Annotated in this window: 15 protein-coding genes; 3 read left to right on the top strand and 12 right to left on the bottom strand. The window is 44.2% G+C overall.

Annotated elements, in window-relative coordinates:
- Window positions 1-44: 44 nt before the first annotated feature.
- A complete protein-coding gene (locus tag DR864_RS01980) occupies window positions 45-752 on the bottom strand; it encodes a ComF family protein (protein ID WP_114065369.1) in 708 nt (235 codons plus the stop codon).
- 29 nt (window positions 753-781) lie between these two features.
- Window positions 782-1,609 (bottom strand): phytanoyl-CoA dioxygenase family protein, encoded by an 828-nt coding sequence (locus DR864_RS01975; RefSeq protein ID WP_114065368.1) that lies wholly within the window; start codon window positions 1,607-1,609, stop codon window positions 782-784.
- Window positions 1,610-1,780: 171 nt separating this feature from the next.
- Between DR864_RS01975 and DR864_RS01970 the strand changes: the two genes are divergently transcribed.
- Window positions 1,781-2,656, top strand: a complete 876-nt coding sequence (locus DR864_RS01970; protein WP_114065367.1) for an AraC family transcriptional regulator — start codon at window positions 1,781-1,783, stop codon at window positions 2,654-2,656.
- A gap of 103 nt (window positions 2,657-2,759) precedes the next feature.
- Here DR864_RS01970 and arsN2 read toward each other — a convergent pair whose 3' ends face one another.
- Together arsN2 and DR864_RS01960 are read right to left on the bottom strand one after the other, a co-directional pair.
- Window positions 2,760-4,112: an arsenic resistance N-acetyltransferase ArsN2 gene (gene arsN2, locus DR864_RS30465; RefSeq protein WP_162793510.1), complete on the bottom strand. Its 1,353-nt coding sequence runs from the start codon at window positions 4,110-4,112 to the stop codon at window positions 2,760-2,762.
- 51 nt (window positions 4,113-4,163) lie between these two features.
- Window positions 4,164-4,490: an ArsR/SmtB family transcription factor gene (locus DR864_RS01960; RefSeq protein WP_114065366.1), complete on the bottom strand. Its 327-nt coding sequence runs from the start codon at window positions 4,488-4,490 to the stop codon at window positions 4,164-4,166.
- Between the two features lie 235 nt (window positions 4,491-4,725).
- Here DR864_RS01960 and DR864_RS01955 point away from each other — a divergent pair, with 235 nt between their 5' ends.
- Complete coding sequence (locus DR864_RS01955; RefSeq protein WP_114065365.1) at window positions 4,726-5,217, top strand: C40 family peptidase; 492 nt, start codon at window positions 4,726-4,728, stop codon at window positions 5,215-5,217.
- A 117-nt stretch (window positions 5,218-5,334) separates the two neighbouring features.
- Here DR864_RS01955 and DR864_RS01950 read toward each other — a convergent pair whose 3' ends face one another.
- The gene (locus tag DR864_RS01950) at window positions 5,335-6,480 is read right to left on the bottom strand and encodes a methionine aminotransferase (protein ID WP_114065364.1); all 1,146 of its coding nucleotides are present in this window, start codon (window positions 6,478-6,480) and stop codon (window positions 5,335-5,337) included.
- Window positions 6,481-6,635: 155 nt separating this feature from the next.
- Between DR864_RS01950 and DR864_RS01945 the strand changes: the two genes are divergently transcribed.
- Window positions 6,636-7,463 (top strand): TerC family protein, encoded by an 828-nt coding sequence (locus tag DR864_RS01945; RefSeq protein WP_114065363.1) that lies wholly within the window; start codon window positions 6,636-6,638, stop codon window positions 7,461-7,463.
- Between the two features lie 92 nt (window positions 7,464-7,555).
- Here DR864_RS01945 and DR864_RS01940 read toward each other — a convergent pair whose 3' ends face one another.
- The 7 genes from DR864_RS01940 to DR864_RS01910 form a co-directional block, all read right to left on the bottom strand.
- Window positions 7,556-9,985 carry a TonB-dependent receptor gene (locus tag DR864_RS01940; RefSeq protein WP_114065362.1) on the bottom strand — a complete coding sequence of 810 codons (2,430 nt, stop codon included), beginning with the start codon at window positions 9,983-9,985 and terminating at the stop codon, window positions 7,556-7,558.
- Between the two features lie 215 nt (window positions 9,986-10,200).
- The gene (locus tag DR864_RS01935) at window positions 10,201-10,650 is read right to left on the bottom strand and encodes a hypothetical protein (protein ID WP_114065361.1); all 450 of its coding nucleotides are present in this window, start codon (window positions 10,648-10,650) and stop codon (window positions 10,201-10,203) included.
- A 34-nt stretch (window positions 10,651-10,684) separates the two neighbouring features.
- Window positions 10,685-11,920 (bottom strand): sterol desaturase family protein, encoded by a 1,236-nt coding sequence (locus DR864_RS01930; RefSeq protein WP_114065360.1) that lies wholly within the window; start codon window positions 11,918-11,920, stop codon window positions 10,685-10,687.
- A 28-nt stretch (window positions 11,921-11,948) separates the two neighbouring features.
- Window positions 11,949-12,299: a hypothetical protein gene (locus DR864_RS01925; protein ID WP_114065359.1), complete on the bottom strand. Its 351-nt coding sequence runs from the start codon at window positions 12,297-12,299 to the stop codon at window positions 11,949-11,951.
- A 134-nt stretch (window positions 12,300-12,433) separates the two neighbouring features.
- Window positions 12,434-14,095 carry a 7TM diverse intracellular signaling domain-containing protein gene (locus tag DR864_RS01920; RefSeq protein ID WP_229599495.1) on the bottom strand — a complete coding sequence of 554 codons (1,662 nt, stop codon included), beginning with the start codon at window positions 14,093-14,095 and terminating at the stop codon, window positions 12,434-12,436.
- A gap of 236 nt (window positions 14,096-14,331) precedes the next feature.
- Window positions 14,332-15,123: a hypothetical protein gene (locus tag DR864_RS01915; RefSeq protein ID WP_114065358.1), complete on the bottom strand. Its 792-nt coding sequence runs from the start codon at window positions 15,121-15,123 to the stop codon at window positions 14,332-14,334.
- Between the two features lie 216 nt (window positions 15,124-15,339).
- On the bottom strand, window positions 15,340-18,072 hold the full coding sequence (locus tag DR864_RS01910) for a TonB-dependent receptor (RefSeq protein WP_229599494.1): 2,733 nt from the start codon (window positions 18,070-18,072) through the stop codon (window positions 15,340-15,342).
- Between the last annotated feature and the right edge of the window lie 26 nt (window positions 18,073-18,098).

Here is an 18,098-nt window from a genome sequence, read left to right as displayed (position 1 = left end):
GATTGCAAATGCAGTCGCCCCTCCTTTTTTTGAGATAATTCCTCCTAATACGCCGCCGCGATTGTTATGACCGATACTTCCTTCGCGCCGTTTTTGCGCAATTCAATGATTGCCGACTCCAACGTTGAACCCGTCGTAACGATATCGTCTACCAAGGCAATGCGTCGGGTATGGATTTTTTCGGGCTGTGTGATTTCAAAAATGCCCGACACATTCTCAAATCGTTCGAAGCGGGTTTTATGCGTTTGAGTCTCCGTGAATTTGCCCCGTTTCAAAATTTCACCCGACCACGGAATTCCTAAACTTGCCGAAAGGCCCGCCGCAAATTGGTCGCTTTGATTATAGCCCCGCTGCGCCAATTTTCGGGGATGAAGAGGGATGGGAAGCACCCAATCAAAAGAATGCCCCTCGCCCGCTTGCAAAAGTTCATGCCCATAGATTTGTCCCAGCACCTTTCCCACTTCGGGGCGTTTGCCGTACTTGAGTTGATGTAGCATCCGTTGTACTCCGCCTCCTTTTTCAAACTTCAAAAAGGAGTAAACATTTTCCACGGGTACTTTCCCCGCAAATTTTTCTGCTAGTGCAGGAATCTTCATCAAATGAGACTGCGTACGGGGTAAATTTGCCCGGCATTTAGTGCAGATACACTCCTCATTACCTACCAATTGCGCCTTACAAGAGCTACACAGATTTGGATAAAACAAATCAAGTACGTCGCGCCAGAAAAGGGCAAATTGCAGTTTTGGAGGCATTTTGGTTTATTATTAGTCAAATCTATTTTTTAACGACTGAATAAAATCGGATTCAGCGGGCTATCTGGTATACTTCCAACGGGCGCCGACGCCAGCCATGTTTCCCAATCGGCGGTTTGATAGCTGTTTCGGGGTTGCATCACGCGTTGGTCTTTGTCCATGTATATCATCGTCATTACTTTACGAGCAGTTTTAGAGACATTGGGTCCCGCGCGGTGAAACAGCCAACCAGCATGATAACTCACTTCTCCTAACTCAAAAGGACCTTCGTTGAGATTAAATTGCGTCAGACTTTGAGACATCAAAGATTCGCTTTCGTCACTAATTTCGAGGTCACGCCCAATCTCAACGGCTTGGCTTTTTTCAGCAAACGCCAACGGGCCCATTTCCATCGGTGTAGCCTGCAATGGAATCCAAACGGTTATGGTCTTAGGTGAAGCCAATGGCCAATAAAACTGATCCGCGTGCCAAGGCGTAATACCGCCCGTCGGTTCTTTATAGAGGGCTTGATCGTGGTATAAACGAACTCCGTCCACTTCCATTAAGTCGGCGGCAATTTGGGCGAGACGCTTCGAAAACACAAACTCCTTGGCCGTTTCGTCTTCCCGCCAAAGATTCATGATTTGTAAAAAAGCGCGTTCATACGTGGTGCGCTCTTCCATTGGTTTGGTCAATTTATTGAGTTTAAAGACCAAATCGGTAATGATGTCACCGTAATACGAAAGGATTTCTGGACTCAACACATTTTTGAGTTTGACGTAGCCAAATTCACGGTAAAATGCAATGGCTTCGGGCGAAACCGAATAAGGAGTATTTAGTTCTTCCTTCAAAACCGTTGTATCAATTGTTGCGAGCATAAGTATAGATGGTTAGCTTAACTGTTGATACAAAATAACAGAATTTTTAAAATGAGAAAATACGTTTTTTTGACTATAATATATGGTATATTAACTTATAATGAATTATATACTATTAAATAAGGCAAATATTTGATATTTTTTATATTATAGCTTTAACAACTTAAAGTGATGAAACCACAACTTGAAAAATTAAGCATCGAAGGTTCTTTGTCTTACTTAGCGCGTGGTTTCAAAATGGCGTTTTTTGATGCCCCGTGGCATTATCATCCAGAATATGAACTTACTTACATTATAAAAAGCCACGGACAGCGGTTTGTGGGTGATCATGTAGGGCCATTTTATGAAGGAGATTTGGTCTTGTTAGGGTCAAACCTCCCCCATTTTTGGCGAAATGATGACGCCTTTTATCAGTCCAATATCGCATTGTGGGCCGAATCGGTGGTGATACAGTTTCCGCAAAGTCTGGTTCATGATTTCATCGAAAAAATTCCCGAATTCAATTCAATTCAGGAATTGATGAAACGGTCGGCGCGGGGCATTAGGTTTAGCCCAGAAGCCATCCATACAATCGAGAAAGACATTCTCCAATTACCGTATTTACCCGAAGGAAGCCGATTTATTTCATTTTTAAGTATTCTTTTAACTTTGGCAAAGGATAAATCTGCTGAAGCATTGGCCAGTACAGCCTACCAAATCACGCCCGACGACGCAGATACCGAGCGCATGAAACGCCTCATTGAGTTTACTTTGGCGCATTTTCAGGAAGAAATTCGGCTGGAAATCGTAGCCGAAACAGCGCACATGACCGTCCCTGCTTTTTGTCGTTATTTTAAAAAAAGGACGCAGAAAACGTATGTTGAATTTCTAAATAGTTTTCGCATTAGTCACGCCCGAAAGCTTCTCAGCAATTCTGACCTGAGCGTAGCGCAGGTTGGGTTGGAATGCGGCTTTCGGAATTTATCTAACTTTCATCAAATTTTTAAACGTCAAACGGGCATCTCTCCGCTCCAGTATAAAACGGAACAAAAAAAACGAATCCGCTAAAAATGACAAATCAGCGCCATTCTGCATTCTATTCGGTGAAAAAAGAATACGATTGACGCTGATTTGTATTATTAAAGCATTTTCTAAACCACTTTACTTTGGACTAGCAGCAACCCGAATTGGGTGTGCAGCAAGCAGAGACTTGCTCCAAGTCAGATAGCTTGATTTTCGGTTTTTCAATGCTTTTTTTCATGACTACGGCCGAACTTGGACAAACACTGCTGAACTGTTGAGATTGCGTTATTTCGGCGGGCACGTTTTCGCGTTCTACGCGCTCATAGCCTTGCTTTTCAAAGTAGCCATCCGCCGTTGTGGTAATTAGATATAAGTCTTTTACTCCTTTCAGCCTCACTTGTTTGCTTAAATCATTCACCAAACGGCCCGCAATTTTATAGTTCCGAAAGTCTTTCACTACCGCCACTGAGCGCAGCAATCCGACCGTACCATTGACCTCCACTCCTGCCGAACCTACCAATTTTTCGTTGACAAAAGCCAATAAAAAATCGGGCAATTTCGCATTTAGGTCTTCGGTAGGTAACCCAACAGACTTCAGAAGCGAAACAACAGACTCATAATCAGCGGGCTGCGCCAATCGAATTTCGACTTCTACCGCTTCAGACGGTTTAGAACCGTCGGACACTACTGGTTTTTCAGCATAGACCGTAATACTGTAAATTCCTGTGCCACTTGTTCGGAAAGAGGCGATTTCTTCAGGCGACAAAAATGTACTTAGAATTGAATCTGGCAGAAAAATTTCTCGGTCTTTTTGCAACGTGACGTTTGTAAAACCCGATTGCTCAATCAGGCCAAGATAAGACTCCTTCTGTATGGCACCCGATACACAGCCCGCGTACATTTCGGCGGCCTGCTGCAAGCCCGCAGGCAGTTGACCTACCAACACAATGTCTGAAATACTAAAATGGCCATTGGGTTTTAAAACCCGGTAAATTTCTTTGAACACATTGGCTTTGTTGGGCACCAAATTCAGTACGCAATTGCTCACAATCACATCCGCAACCGAATCATTAACAGGCATTTGCTCAATATCTCCTTGACGAAACTCCACGTTGTTGAATCCCAATTTTTCGGCATTGGCGCGGGCCTTGGTGAGCATTGCTTCCGTAAAATCAATCCCGATTACTTTGCCTTCTGGACCCGTTTCGGCACGTGCTACAAAAGCGTCATTGCCCGCTCCACTACCTAAGTCAATGACCGTGTCACCTGGTTTTATTTGCGCAAATTTTGTCGGCAAACCGCATCCTAATCCCAAGTCGGCATCGGCTACGTACCCACCTAGTTTGGAATAATCTTCGGCCATGATACCGATAAAATCTTCGTCGGTACCGCAGGTAGGGCCGCAACCACAGCAAGAAGCAGCATTTTGGTCTTTTGATTGGTTGGCTACTTCCGTGTATTTTTCACGGACTATTTCTTTGAGTGACTGTTCTGTGTTCATAATGTATTTGATTTTCTATTGTAATATTACGATATATAAGGGTAAAAAAATTTAACAGCAACCTACTTTTGAAAAAAGGGCAAATACGCCACCAAATGCTTCTTCAGCTTCTTCCCACACTTGTTCGTTGATACAATAACAAACGCGGGGTGGGTCAATGCTTCCCTGAATGATACCAATGCGTTTAAGCTCTTTCAAATGCTGAGAAACTGTAGCCTGAGAAAGGGGAAGCTCATCTACTAAGTCTCCACACACGCAGGCCTTTTTTTGGGCTAACAGCCGCAAAATGGCAACCCGCGCCGGATGCGCCAAGGCTTTGGCTAAATCGGCTATACGGTTATCTGTCTCACTGAATACTTCACTTTTAGAAAGTCCCATAATAGTTGTTACACGTTTTACATCGCAATATTACGATTAAATATTTTATGAAACAAATATTAAGCTCTTTTTCACTCACCTTCAAGGAGTTAAGACAAGAATTGAAAACAAATAAAAATTGGACAACTTGGCGTTAATTGGAGATTTATATCAACAAAATTGGTTTTTACCAAATTTTTTACTTTACTTGGCATAGTCTTTGTTCTAAACAAAGTCAACCCGTTCCTCAGAACTTATGATAAAAAAAATAATTTTATTACTGGTACTCTCCAGTTTTGGCCAAACTATTTTTGCCCAAACGGCCAAAAAGGACACCACGCAAAAAGCTTCGATGTCTGCTGAGTTGCTTAGTTTTGCCAAAAAGCACTTGTCACTACGCTACCGCTCAGGAGGTACTTCCAAAAAAGGATTTGATTGCTCAGGGTTTGTCCGCTATTGTTTTTCTCAATTCGGTTTTACCTTGCCGCATTCTAGCGCCGCCCAGATTTCTCACGGCATCGAAGTAGACATTGACCAAGCCAAAGCAGGAGATTTAATTTTTTTCAAAGGCCATAATTCAGGCAGTCAACGTGTAGGGCACGTTGGTATGATCGTGGAAGTGGGCACCAACTACGTGAAATTCATTCATTCGGCCTGGAAAGGCGGCGTACGCTACGATTTTCTGAATGCCGATTATTATCGTAAACGTTACGTGGGTATCCGTCGCATCATCCATGAATCAAATTGATTCAATTAAAACAAGAAGTAAAAACTCAGGTCAGTGCTACGCACTTATTTTATGAATAGCCACGTAGCAATCTAACCCTAACTTTGAACTTCTCTAATTAATGTTAAAAACCTGCTGCTAGGCAGGAAATACCTTCACCAATCGCTCAACGGCTCGCTCAAGCGTTTCTTCTTTTTTGGCAAAACAAAAGCGCACAACGCCGTTGTCAGTTGCTTCTTGATAAAAAGCCGATACGGGAATACAAGCCACTTTGTGCTCTTTGGTCAACCAAATGGAAAAATCTTTGTCTGATTTTTCGGACAGATGATCAAAATAATAAAGCTGAAAATAACTACCGTAGCTTGGCAAGGGTTTAAAACGAGTTTGTTCCATGAGTTTGGCGAAATAATTACGCTTGCCCTCATAAAAACCCGCAATGCTTCGGTATTCTACCGAATCTTTAAGGTGCTCCGCCAATCCTACCTGAGCAGGCGTAAAACACGAAAAACAATTGAATTGGTGGATTTTACGAAATTCTACGGTAAAAGCGGGCGGCGCTACACAATAACCCATTTTCCAACCCGTGCAATGGTACGCTTTCCCAAACGAAAAACACACAAATGCCCGTTGCCGCAAATCTTCGTAACGCAACATACTCCGATGCGGCTCCCCGTCATAAATCAAATGTTCGTAGACTTCGTCAGACATAATCAGCAAATCGTGTTCCTGAACAATCTGACGTAACTGCTCGATATCATCGTCGCGTAGAATACTCCCCGTAGGATTGTGGGGCGTATTGAGCGCAATCATACGCGTGCGGGGCGTGATACGGGCCCGCACTTCGTCCCAATTGATACGGTAAGTCGGAAAGTCGAGGGAAATTCGAACGGCAATGGCTCCGTTTACTTCAATATTTGGGATATAACTATCATAAGCGGGTTCAAACACAATGACCTCATCACCAGGGCGTAATACGGCCGTAAAGGCGGTATAAATCGCATAAGTACCGCCAGGGGTGATGGTAATTTCGGTGTCTGGATTAACCGAAACTCCGTGCAGATCATGGATTTTGGCGGCGATACTTTCTCGCAGCGGCATCCAACCCGCCATGGGCGAATACTGGTTGAACCCTTTCTGCATGGCCTCGCTTGTGAGGCGCACGAGTGCTTCGGGCATGTCAAAATCAGGAAAACCCTGCGAAAGATTGATGGCTTTGTGCTCAGTGGCCAACGCCGACATGACCGTAAAAATCGTCGTACCGACGTTGGGAAGTTTTGACTCCATTTTTAGACCTTCTATGTAGTGTTAGGTAATTTCGTGTAAAAATATTGTATTCATGTTTAAAAATCGCCCATTTTTGCATTTCAATCGCTTTATTTGTTAATCGTATTGCCTTTATTAGCAACCTTTTCATTTTTCGCTCATCTATTCATTCAACGATGGAATCATTATTTACGGCTGAAGCACTCATCAGCTTATTAACCCTGACGTTTTTAGAAATCGTTTTAGGCATTGACAACATTATCTTTATTTCCATTGCGGCCAACAAACTTTCCCGCAAAGACCAACCCAAAGCCCGCAATATTGGCTTGATTCTCGCCATGATTTTTCGGGTCAGTTTACTTTTTGGAATTTCGTTTATTATTTCACTTTCTCAACCTTTTACCCACGTAGACGCGGGGTGGTTTAAGGCGGCTTTTTCGGGGCAGAGTGTTATTTTGGTCATTGGAGGACTCTTCCTGCTTTATAAAAGTACGTCAGAGATTCACCACAAACTGGAAGGAATCAATGAGGAAGTACAAAAGCCAAAAGGAAGTGCCAGCAACAAACTTACCAGCGTAGTATTACAAATCGCTCTCATCAACGTTGTGTTTTCGATTGACTCTATTTTGACGGCCATCGGTCTCACCAACAACATTCCCGTTATGATTGTGGCCGTGGTCCTATCGGTCATTATCATGATGCTTTTCTCAGGCCCCGTCGGCGACTTTGTCAACCGTCACCCATCCGTTCAAATGCTCGGACTGGCCTTTTTGATTGCCATCGGATTTATGCTCATTGCCGAGGGCGCTCACTTGGCCGAAGTGTCCATTTTTGACTCAGAAGTGGGTTCTGTCCCTAAAGGCTACCTATATTTTGCCATTGCATTCTCTCTTTTGGTCGAAGTACTCAACATCAATATGCGTAAAAACTCACAGCCCGTCAAATTGCACGATTATAAGTCGCAAGCCGAGCGCGAAGGTATATTGGGTAAACAGGAGGAATAGTTCAAGCCATTTTCCTGCAATTCAATCAAAGAAGGCGAATCCGAGGATTCGCCTTCTTTGATTTTTTATATCTCCCAGCAGATTACAATTTTTCAAAAATTAATCCGATAAAAGAATACGGGTAAAAAGCCCAGTTGGTACTCCTGCTTTACGTAAGGAGCCTGCGGCACATAGCTCAGACTCAGCAAATTCTGAATCCCCAGCACGTTGACCAAATCAACGGCGATGGTATGGGTAAGGCGGTTACGGTTTATTTTATATTCCGTCTTGATGTCGAAGCGATTGTAAGGACTGAATTGCAGCGAATTGCGAGTAGCATCGGCATAAATCACTTCCTGACTTTGACGTGACGCAGTAATATCTGCCGGACCATACCAACGCCCGCCAGTGGCCGTATACTTGGCACCGATGTTCAGGGATTTACGTTTTTTGAAGGTAAATTCTTTAGAAAACAACGCATTGAAAGCGTATTTTCCGTTGAAATCGGTATTGCGCCAAACGCCGTCTGACCCTTGATATTTAGCGTCAAAAACAGAAGCCGTCACCAGAAAATAGTAGTTATTGCTAAAAAACTTCTCCAGCGTCAGCTCTACGCCGTAGTTGCGTCCTTTGCCCGCGTTTTGAAGAGGATTTGGAAAAAACCTCGAAAATCCCGCGCCACTGTTTAGGATAGAAAATGACGATTTCTGAATTTCTACGGGAACATCATACAAACGCTGATAATAGACTTCAGCCAACAATCGGAGGTTTTCTGCCAACATTTTACTGTATCCTGCCACAAAATGCCAGCTTTTCATCAAACCCACGTTTTTGGCGGGGAAAGTATTGGCCGTACCAGTATTTGCGGGATTGTAAAAGTACAAATAGGTTGGCAAACCTTGGCTATGCAGCCCCGTGGCAAATGTAATCTTCTGACGATTAGGCAATTCCCACGAAAGTCCCGCCCGTGGTTCAATCGGAGAATAACTGTTTTTATTGATCGAACTGTAAAAACTGCTCAATCCGACGTTCAGCGCAACATTTTGGGTCAGGTAATGTTTGAACTGAATGTAAGGTTGCAACTGAATAAAACCTTCAGCATCCGCATTCCAACGTCGGCGCCAAGGTGTCAGCTGATTGGTGGTTTCATTCAAGTTTCGAACATCATCAAAAGCCGTAAAACGTATCATATCAGCATTAACTCCCACTTTCAGCGTGCTCTTCGCCCCCCATTTCTTGTTCAGGGCCGTGGCCAACGAATACTTGGTATCCGAAAATTTATAATCAAGAATCGGTCGCAGCGAATCAATAACGTATTTTTGGTTCTGCACCAGTGGGTTTCCCACGGCATCTTTTCGGAGGAATAAAAAATCGTGGTTGGCGTCCTGAATATTGTTGGAAACCGCCAGCGTTGCTTTAAAAAACGTGCTTTTATTGAGCGGTTGGTTATACGTAATTCCACCCAGCGCCATCTTGGACGTAAAATACTGGTCGCGGTCGTTCTGACCAAAAATATTACGGTCGCTTACTTCCTGTTCGCTCACCAAAATATCAACGGTACTCGTGCCGCCAATCCCCCACAAGGCCACATTCCCGCCGTTTTTGAGCGGAAAATTGAAACGTGCAAAGCCATCAGCGTACGACGGCACGGCCTGCGTACCGATGTCGATGCCCGCTTTGTTGAACAGCCAAAGGTTGGCATACCGACCCGTGACCAAATACGATGATTTTGATTTTTTGGAAAGGGGCCCTTCAGCGGTAGCCTCGGTGCCCAAAAAACCAAACTGAGCGCCAAATTCATGTTTTTCATTGTTACCATTGCGGAGTTTCAGGTCAAAAACTCCCGCGGTAGTGTTGCCAAATTCAGCAGGGAAAGCTCCCGTAAAAAAGTCGGAATTGGCCAAATATTTATTGTTGATGATACTCACTGGCCCTCCCGAAGTACCCGAGATGGCAAAGTGGTTGGGATTGGGAATGCTGACGCCTTCGAGACGCCACAGCACGCCCGAGGGTGAGTTTCCGCGAATCACGATGTCATTGCGCGAATCATCGGCCCCCTGAACCCCCGCAAAATTAGAGGCCATCCGGGCGGGCTCTCCCCTGCTACCCGCGTAGCGCTCTGTTTCCTCCACCGAAAACTGCCGCGCACTGACCATTGCCATTTCGTTGGCTGCTTCGCCGCTTCGTTTGACTTTCACCACCACGGTATTGAGTTCAGTAATAGCCTCCTCCATTTCAAGGTTAAGCACTGTTTCGCGGCCCGCTTCCACCACAATATTGTTAAGCAAAATTTCTTTGTATCCAACCAACGTGAAGCGTAACGTTTGCCGACCAACAGCCACATTGGCCACCCGAAAAGTGCCATCTACATCGGTAACGGCCCCTACAGGCTGCGCTGCGTTGTTCATCAAAAGCGCTGTTACACCTACCAACGGAAACTTTGATTCTTTGTCTACAATTTTTCCACGAATCGTTTGGGTAGGCTGGGCAAAACCCACAAATGCAATGATTGAGCATGTAAAGAGTAAAAGTAGCTTTTTCATAAATAATGGTTTAGAGGTATCGCAAGAAGATTTTTAAACCACGCGAAGCCGCAAAGAAGCAAAGAATTTCTAAACGGCTCCGCATAGCTGAATATTTATTTGTTCAACATGTTTTAATAATTAGAAGACTGGATGTATTGACTTGACTGCTAAGGAGCCGAAGTTCAACATCCCGAAAGCTAACGAAGGAAGAATGCGTTTACATGATTCTTATTTTAAGACTGACCATAATTTAGCAGCAGATACAATAATATTCCAGCCACTGCTACTCCTCCAACAACTGCCGTGACCGCACATCCTGGAGATGCTACACCTTTCGTCGAAGAATCTGAAGACTTAGATTCAGGTGTTTTTTGGGGTATTTTTGGGGACTTTTTTTGAGCAGTGAGGATTGCTAATATAACCAATACTCCTCCAATAATAACTATCGGTATGCTCCCAGAAACCAGTCCACCAATCGTTAGTACAGCACCAGCTCCCGCTGACAGCACCGAGATAACTCTTGCTCGTTTTTGTTTTTTTGGATCTTTCACAACCAAGGAATCAGAGGCATAAACAATCGCTTTGGGTATCGAAATAGGCGTGGATGTGCTGCTCGCCGATTGCGTCTTGGTCGTCGTCAGCCCAAGTATGCACAGCAGAAAGAAGGTTAAATATTTCATCATTTTAGGCAGTTTAGGAATGCTTAGGGTTGATTTTTTATGATTTACTTCTGAAAAACCTTAGCGTCCAAATCACACAATAAAGATGATAGACAATGCTGATAGCCATCCAGACTGGCTTATCGATGAGATTTGTAAACAGAATCAAAACGGGTGCAGTAATCAGAATTCGGATAATTTCGGACATCAACAACCATCGTTTTGATTCCAAAATTCCGCTCCAATTGATGATTAAATGCCACAGCAAGCCGCTTCCGATCATCTTTTGGAGGGTTGTCCAATCAGACGCAGGATTAATGATGAGCATCATCAAGACAATGCCAAATATTGCACTCAGAATCAGGTACACTTTGGCACGAGGGAAAGCCACCGTACTAATGCGGTGTTGGTTTTGTAACGTAATCTCCTGTAATGGCGGCTTAGGAGGCAAATTGGCAGGCCTCCATCCCAAAGGCATAAACCAAATCCTGATTTTATCCCACCAATCGGTGGCGGCCACGGCATCTTTCCAGAGAATACTGTAATAATGAAAATTAATCACAATCGGATTCCAAGTCTGCGCCTGGCCATACATGCCATAAATCACCTTGTCGGTCTCTTCCTCAAAAGACCCGAATAAGCGGTCCCAAATGATGAGAAACTCCCCGTAGTTCTTGTCCAAGTATCTAAAATTAACCCCGTGATGCACACGATGATGCGAAGGCGTAGTGAAAATAAACTCCACCCAGCGCCACAGCTTGGGAATCAGTTCGGTATGATGCAAGAAAGAGATAAACAGGTGAATACCCGTCATCATATAAATATCAAACGGTTGGAAACCAATGATGGTAAGTGGCCAAAAGAAAAAGAAAGAAAACAGTCGCTGGGTCACACTTGCCCGCAGTGCCACAAAAAAATTCATTTCCTGCGCACTGTGGTGCGGCGAATGAGCAGCCCAGAGGATATTGATTTCGTGCCCCCAGCGGTGCACCCAGTAAAAGATAAAGTCAATGCCCAAAAGTAAAAGTAAAAAATTGGGCACATTCATCGGAATATGGTCAATCAACCGATAATTTTCCCATAAATATCCATACAAAACGTAGACTCCCGCCGCCACCAATACATTGACGGTCTGATTGCCCAACGCGGTCCCGAAGTTGGAAATCGCCTCGGCGAAAGTAATGAGATTCTTTTTGTAGTAGAAACATAAACCAACTTCCACAACGATAAAAAATAACGCAAGGGGCGTGAGCAGCGTATAAATATTCTGCGTAGAAACGGGTAAGTCTTCCATTGCTTTGAAGGGTTGAAACGATGAAACATCAATAGAAATATAGACCAAGGCAAAGACTAATTATGCCTAAAACAATACCTAGCCAAGACCGCTTTTTTCCAAGTCGAAGCAACTCTTTTTCGGCAAAATCGCGGTATTTTGAGGTTAATAATTGGGCCCGTCTCCTTATCCCTCCTATGCCTAATCCAATGGAGAGGATGCCTCCAACAATGGCCGCAGGAAATAAAAGCGGAGATTTGACCAGTAAACCCATGATAATTAAAAACAAACTGAAAGCCCCAAATCCGAGTGACATCCCCGCAAAATTATTCTCGGATTTTGTTGTAACATCAAGGGTATACAGCCCCAGTGAAAATCGAAAAAGTCGTTCTAAAGGCATACACAATAAGGTTGAGGGTTAATGTATTAGAATAGCGACTGCGCTTTGTTAAGACAAAGATGCTAGTTGAATGAATAGACTTCCTTGGTCAATTTCTTAACGGCAGATATCGGTTTATCTTCGGCAGAAAATAACTAGTTTTCGAGCCCCATCGCCCGCAAAAAATCAGGTTTCACCCGACGTGCTACGTCCACTTCGCTGCCATCTTGCATGAATACAATGCCTCCGTCGCCCCTTACGTATTTAGTAACGAAGTTGAGATTAATGATGTGCGACTTATGGACTTTGAAGAAATTATCGTATTCACTCAATTGTTGTTCAAACTCAGCCAAAGAGCGTGAGGCGACCATTTTCTGATGATTGAAAAAATGGACATTGGCATAACTACCCATTGCCTCTATACGTACAATATCTGCCACCGGAAAAAGTAAAACGCCTTCGAGGGTTGCGATGGGAATCTTTTTTATTTTTTCCCGCTCATCGCGCATGAGTTTGAGGAGTTTTTGGAGGTCATTATTGGCAACGGGCTGCTGCTCAAGTTCCTTTTCCAGCAATACGGTCTGTTCGGCCATCAAGCGTTCATTTTCAGTCAACCGCTGCATAGCCAACTCCCGGGCTTCTAAGTTTTCACGACGAAGGGTATTGATACGATCCATCAACGCAAAAGTGAGCAACGCAGTTTGGAATATTACACCAATGTGATAGCCATAATAAGTATAAAAATGCTCAAAGGTAAGGACATTAAAGAGGGTAAAAACGATAAGCAGTATTTCAAAAATATAAATACCCCAACCTAATAAATAAAATCGAGCGGGGCCAAATCCTCGCCGATAAAGCCACATTCCCGTTGCTAGATAAGACCCAAATATGATCAAAATCATGATGTTAAAACCCACTTCTGCTTGTTGAATACCGATTAGTTTGGTCAAAACAGCCGTAGTAGCCAAAACCCCGAGAACCTGAAAAACCCGGTGCAGTTTGGGCAACACTTCCCGAAGGTTCAGGAATTCTACTGAAAACCCGATACTCGTCAAAAGCGTACATAAACGTATCAGGCTAGAATTGACGCCATTATTCATAAATGGCATATCTCGCCAAAGAAAATCAAACAGATAACCTTCCAAAGAAAGCAAGGTCAACGCAGAAAAAACAACGTGCAGTGTAAAGAGAAAATAGGTTCTTTCCTTCAAAAAAAGGTACATAAAAAAACTAAACAGCGCCGACAAAGCCAAAACACCTAATACGAAAAAATTGATCGACGTTTCTCGATACACTCTTTTCATCAACGGCCTGATGGCACCCACTTCAATCTGTGAAATCAATCCATTCATGTCTTTAAGCCCTATATAAAGTTTTTGGGGCTTACGTCCTAAATTCAGGACGATGCTGTTGAGCGCAAAGTAGCGGCTTTCAAAAGGTCGTAAAGCACCCGTTTCCAAAAAAAAGGTGGTATCTCCGCCCACCGCATACACATCTACGTAATCAATATCCTGCGCCAACATAATGGCGTAGAGATTTTCATCAGTACTGTTTTTCAAATCAAACTTGAACCAAATTCGAAAAGGAGAAAAACCCATATTGATGATTTTATCGGGAATTTTCGCATACCGACTGTCGGGGATTTTCTCAATATCAAGGTGAGAAAGTTTGTTGGTACTATCAATAAAGTACCTTGCATGACCACCAATTTCTATCAATTGATGAATGTCTGTATAGACCAACCCAGCAGATTGTGCTTTACAACAATGGTGGCATACAAACCAAATAATGGCGAGGAAATAGCGTTTGTTTTTCAAGCGAGCAGTAAGGTATGAATGTGAAGGACCGGACAGTCAAAATGGTTAAAAGAGTTAAAATCAGGAGCAACAATAGCTATATATCAACAACTTACACTCTCATAACGACTCTGTTCCGAAAATAACAGCCTGCTCAATATAACACAACCACAATCTTACCTACGGCCCGCTTCGGTTTATTAACGGCGGTTTTCTACCCACAAATCAAATACCCCATCGCCAAAATCCATATTTGTTTAATTCGTCAGTGCTGATATAAGCATCAATAATCCCATTGCGCCGACCGTACCCGCCAAGGTTCTTAAATAGCGGCGTCCTTCACGTTTTCGCTCGTCACGGGTCATGTCTTTGTAAGGTTTCATATTTTGATCTATGCCCCTGCCAAAAAAGTAAAACCCACCCGCAAGCACCCCGATTGTGAGCAGAAAAACCAGTACCGCCGCCACTCCATAACCCGAACAGGCGATATTACACGATAAGGCAGCCCCAAGAATCGCCAATCCGACTCCCAATAAAAATAACAAGAAGTAACCCACACGATGACCCGCGTTGCCATCCGCAGAATTGGTAGAACGGCGGGCCATTTTTTGGTACATTTTCTCCCGAAAAGACAGTTTAGTCTCCCCTGAGGTACGGCTACTTACGGTTTCAGAGGTAGACGAGAGGCTGCTGTACAATGCGGCGGTTCCTTCAGGATGGGCCGTCATGCGTCCCAGAATGCCTCCCGCAATGGTATAGGTAAAGAGGTTAAGGCAAAAAAGATAAAAAAAAGCTTGTTTCTGAAATACAAACCGCGCTTGCGAAGTAATATCAACCAAGCGAAGTGCGGCATAACGACGAATAATGACTTTGAGTAGAATCAAACCCGCAATCATCCCCATGAAAACCGCAGGCGAGCACCCTTTAAGCATAGCGCTGCCCACAATGATACCAAGAAGAACATTGGTAATTTCAATCACAATAATCAAAGGAATGGCCTGATACGGCTGGCGAGAAGCCCAATACGAAAGCTGATTGGTCAATTTCATCCTAAAAATGAGGTTATGAGAGATGCAGTTTTACCAAAAGTACAAAACTACCCCCCATTTCCCCAAACCGTTAAATCATAAAAGACATTGTTTTATGATAAAAAAGACTATTAATTGGGCAAGGACATTGTTTCTGTACGCTGTGCAGTTAGTAAGCATTAAAAAACAAATATCCTTGCTCTAATTTAACATATTTTTTTTAACCGTTAGATCAACTTATAGGCCTTCAAGCGTCCAGCCAAGATACACAATGCGGCCAATAGAAGCCGCTCCGTATACCTGCACGGCATTGGCATTCAACAAATTAGTACCTCCAATTTTTAAGTTACTTTTTAGTTTTGGCAAACGATAATTTACCTGCGCATCTACCGTTCCGAAGGCATCAATGTAGCCTTCATCAATGGGCATAAAATACGTATAGCCGCTGATGTGCCGATAATTGACCGCGTAAGTTATATTTTTAAATGGCTCTCCATTGATTCCCATATTCACTTTATGCGCGGGGGTATTAAAGCCCAAAATCAAACCAGGCACATCGTCTTCATTGATATGTGACCATGTATAATTGGCATTCAGGTTAAGCTTTTTATGCCAAAAATACTCAACACTTCCCATCAGCCCTTGTGTGCGTACTTGACGGTCGGCATTGGCCCACGTTTGAATCAAACGGCCTCGAGTACGGTCAGTGGTGGGTTTGGCAAAATCGCCGCTGGCGGTTGGCAGCGGTGCGCCCGTTGGTACTACGCCATCTTCACGGCCATAAAACCGAAGAGTACCAATAAAATCATTGTACCACGACCGATAATAACTCAAATCAACGTATAACCCTTTGATAAGCTGTGCTTTGTAGCCAACTTCCCACGTATTGACCTGCTCAGGAGTAATTTTTTTTATAGTAACAGGTTTTAGGAAATCAGGATTTGCTTGTCCATTCGGCAATGCTGAAACAGCGTTTAGCCCTTGGTAGCCATTTTCAACATTTCCAGCCACCAACAGCGTCCCAAAATCAAGGTAGATAAATTGATCTAACTGCGCGGGCTGACGGTAAGCCTGCGCGTAGTTTACCCGAAAATTATGTTGACGATTTTCTCCCAACGATACCACGGCCGAAATACGGGGAGAAAACCGACTGCCAAAATTACGAAAGCGGTCAAAACGACCCGCTGCCGCCAATTTCAAGCGATTTTGCCATACGGCATACCGAAGTTGCGCATACGCCCCACCATCCCAGTTTACAATGCGGTCGCGACGTAGAATATCGTTGGTGTTGGCAGAAATGGGCGAATTAGGCCCGTCAGAAAACAGCGTTCCTGCTGATTGCAGCAAATGCGTCCGGTACGAGGCCCCCGCTATGACATTGAGCTTGTTTATAGTCCATTCGCGCTGGGCGCTTATATCCCAAAAACGGGCCGTATTGGCAAAAGCCGCCCCCCGTACCGTCTTGGTTCCGTTTACGTCAATCAAACCTACACCACTAACAATCTGCTCGCGAAGCTGATTAAAATGAGGACTTCCGACTGGCAACTGTACCCCCGCCGCCAACTGCGACGCCAATGCCTGTGCGGCTTCGATGCTCTGCCCACCGGCGATGGCCTGCGGCAATGTATAAGCCGATGGAGTACCGCCGTTTGGATTAGCGGCAAATACATTCGGAACCGACGCCCCAGCCGAAAGCCCGTTGGTACGAGCCGCCGTAAATACCTGATTCCAAAGCGAATAGTAATTAGACGCAAAGGTAGGGTAGCGGCTTCCGTTGGCTTGGGTTCCTGAAGCCATGGGGGCGTTTAGAAGGCCGCCCGCGAGGGAGTTCAAATCGTAAGCTTTGCCGCCGTAATCAAAAACAGTGTATGCTCTTATGAACCATTTATCGGATTTTAACTCCATGCGATGTACATCATACTTCATTCCGCGCTGGGCGTATCGACTGGTACTTTGAAAAATACCGTTACTGACCGCCAATTTATATTCATACACCGCCCGAACTTTGGCGTTGATTTGCCAATGGAGCGAAGGATTGATCCGATAGTTTCCCGCTTTGTAGTTGCCATTATTGAATAATTTAAACGGATTTCCTGCCGATTCGGACCAATTGGCCATTGCTGCTTCGGTATAGCCTTGGGTATAAATGCGGTAGGCGGCATTGTTGTTGAGCGAAGTCAAAGCAGGGTTACTGACCGTGGTCCCTACATCACCGTACCGATTCACAGCATTCCATCCTGCGGGGTTTCCAGTCGCATTATTGACCGGGTCTGAGCCAGCCAAACCGCCCGAAGTAACGCGTTTGATGGCGGTATCATTGGATGATAAAAATTCGTCGGCCTCAAAATAGTTGGCGTTGAATTTTAGGGCCACTTTATTTCCAAGCACTTTAGCGTAGCGAATTTGTCCGTCAATCATCGAACGGTTTCCGCCGCGCAAAGAAGCCGAGAGTCCTTGATACTTAAAAGGGTCTTTGGAATGCATCAGCAACACACCGTTGAAGGCATTGGAGCCATAAAGCGCCGAGTTGGCTCCAAACACAATATCTGAACTTTCTAAGTCCAGCTCACCGATGCCGACCCAGTTTCCGTAATACAACGACGCCGTGGGAGAGGTCACGTCAACGTAATCGGCCAGCTGAATTACGCGCTCGGCTTTTGAGCTGTTAAAACCCCGCGTACTGAAGCTGGTAATCAACCAACTTGATTGACTCACATCGACACCTTTGAGCCGCGATAAGGATGAAATAAACTCAGAAGAAGGTTGTTTTTGCAGCTGCGTGCCTAAAACACGCTCAACCGTGACGGGCGTTTCCATGATGGGTTCGGCCGTACGCGAAGCTGAAACAATGACTTCATTGAGGTACAATGTGTCTAATTCAAGCGATTTTTTGGGGGTAGAAATTTGTGAAAATGAAAATTCAGTAATTGTTAAAATAAGTAAAATGGGACTAAAATAACGATTTATCATCTCTTCTTGAATGGGTTTGTTTGGCT

The organism is Runella rosea (assembly GCF_003325355.1).
GTDB lineage: Bacteria > Bacteroidota > Bacteroidia > Cytophagales > Spirosomataceae > Runella > Runella rosea.
Note: the sequence above shows the minus strand (reverse complement) of the source record. Positions and strands in the feature narration are given on the sequence as shown.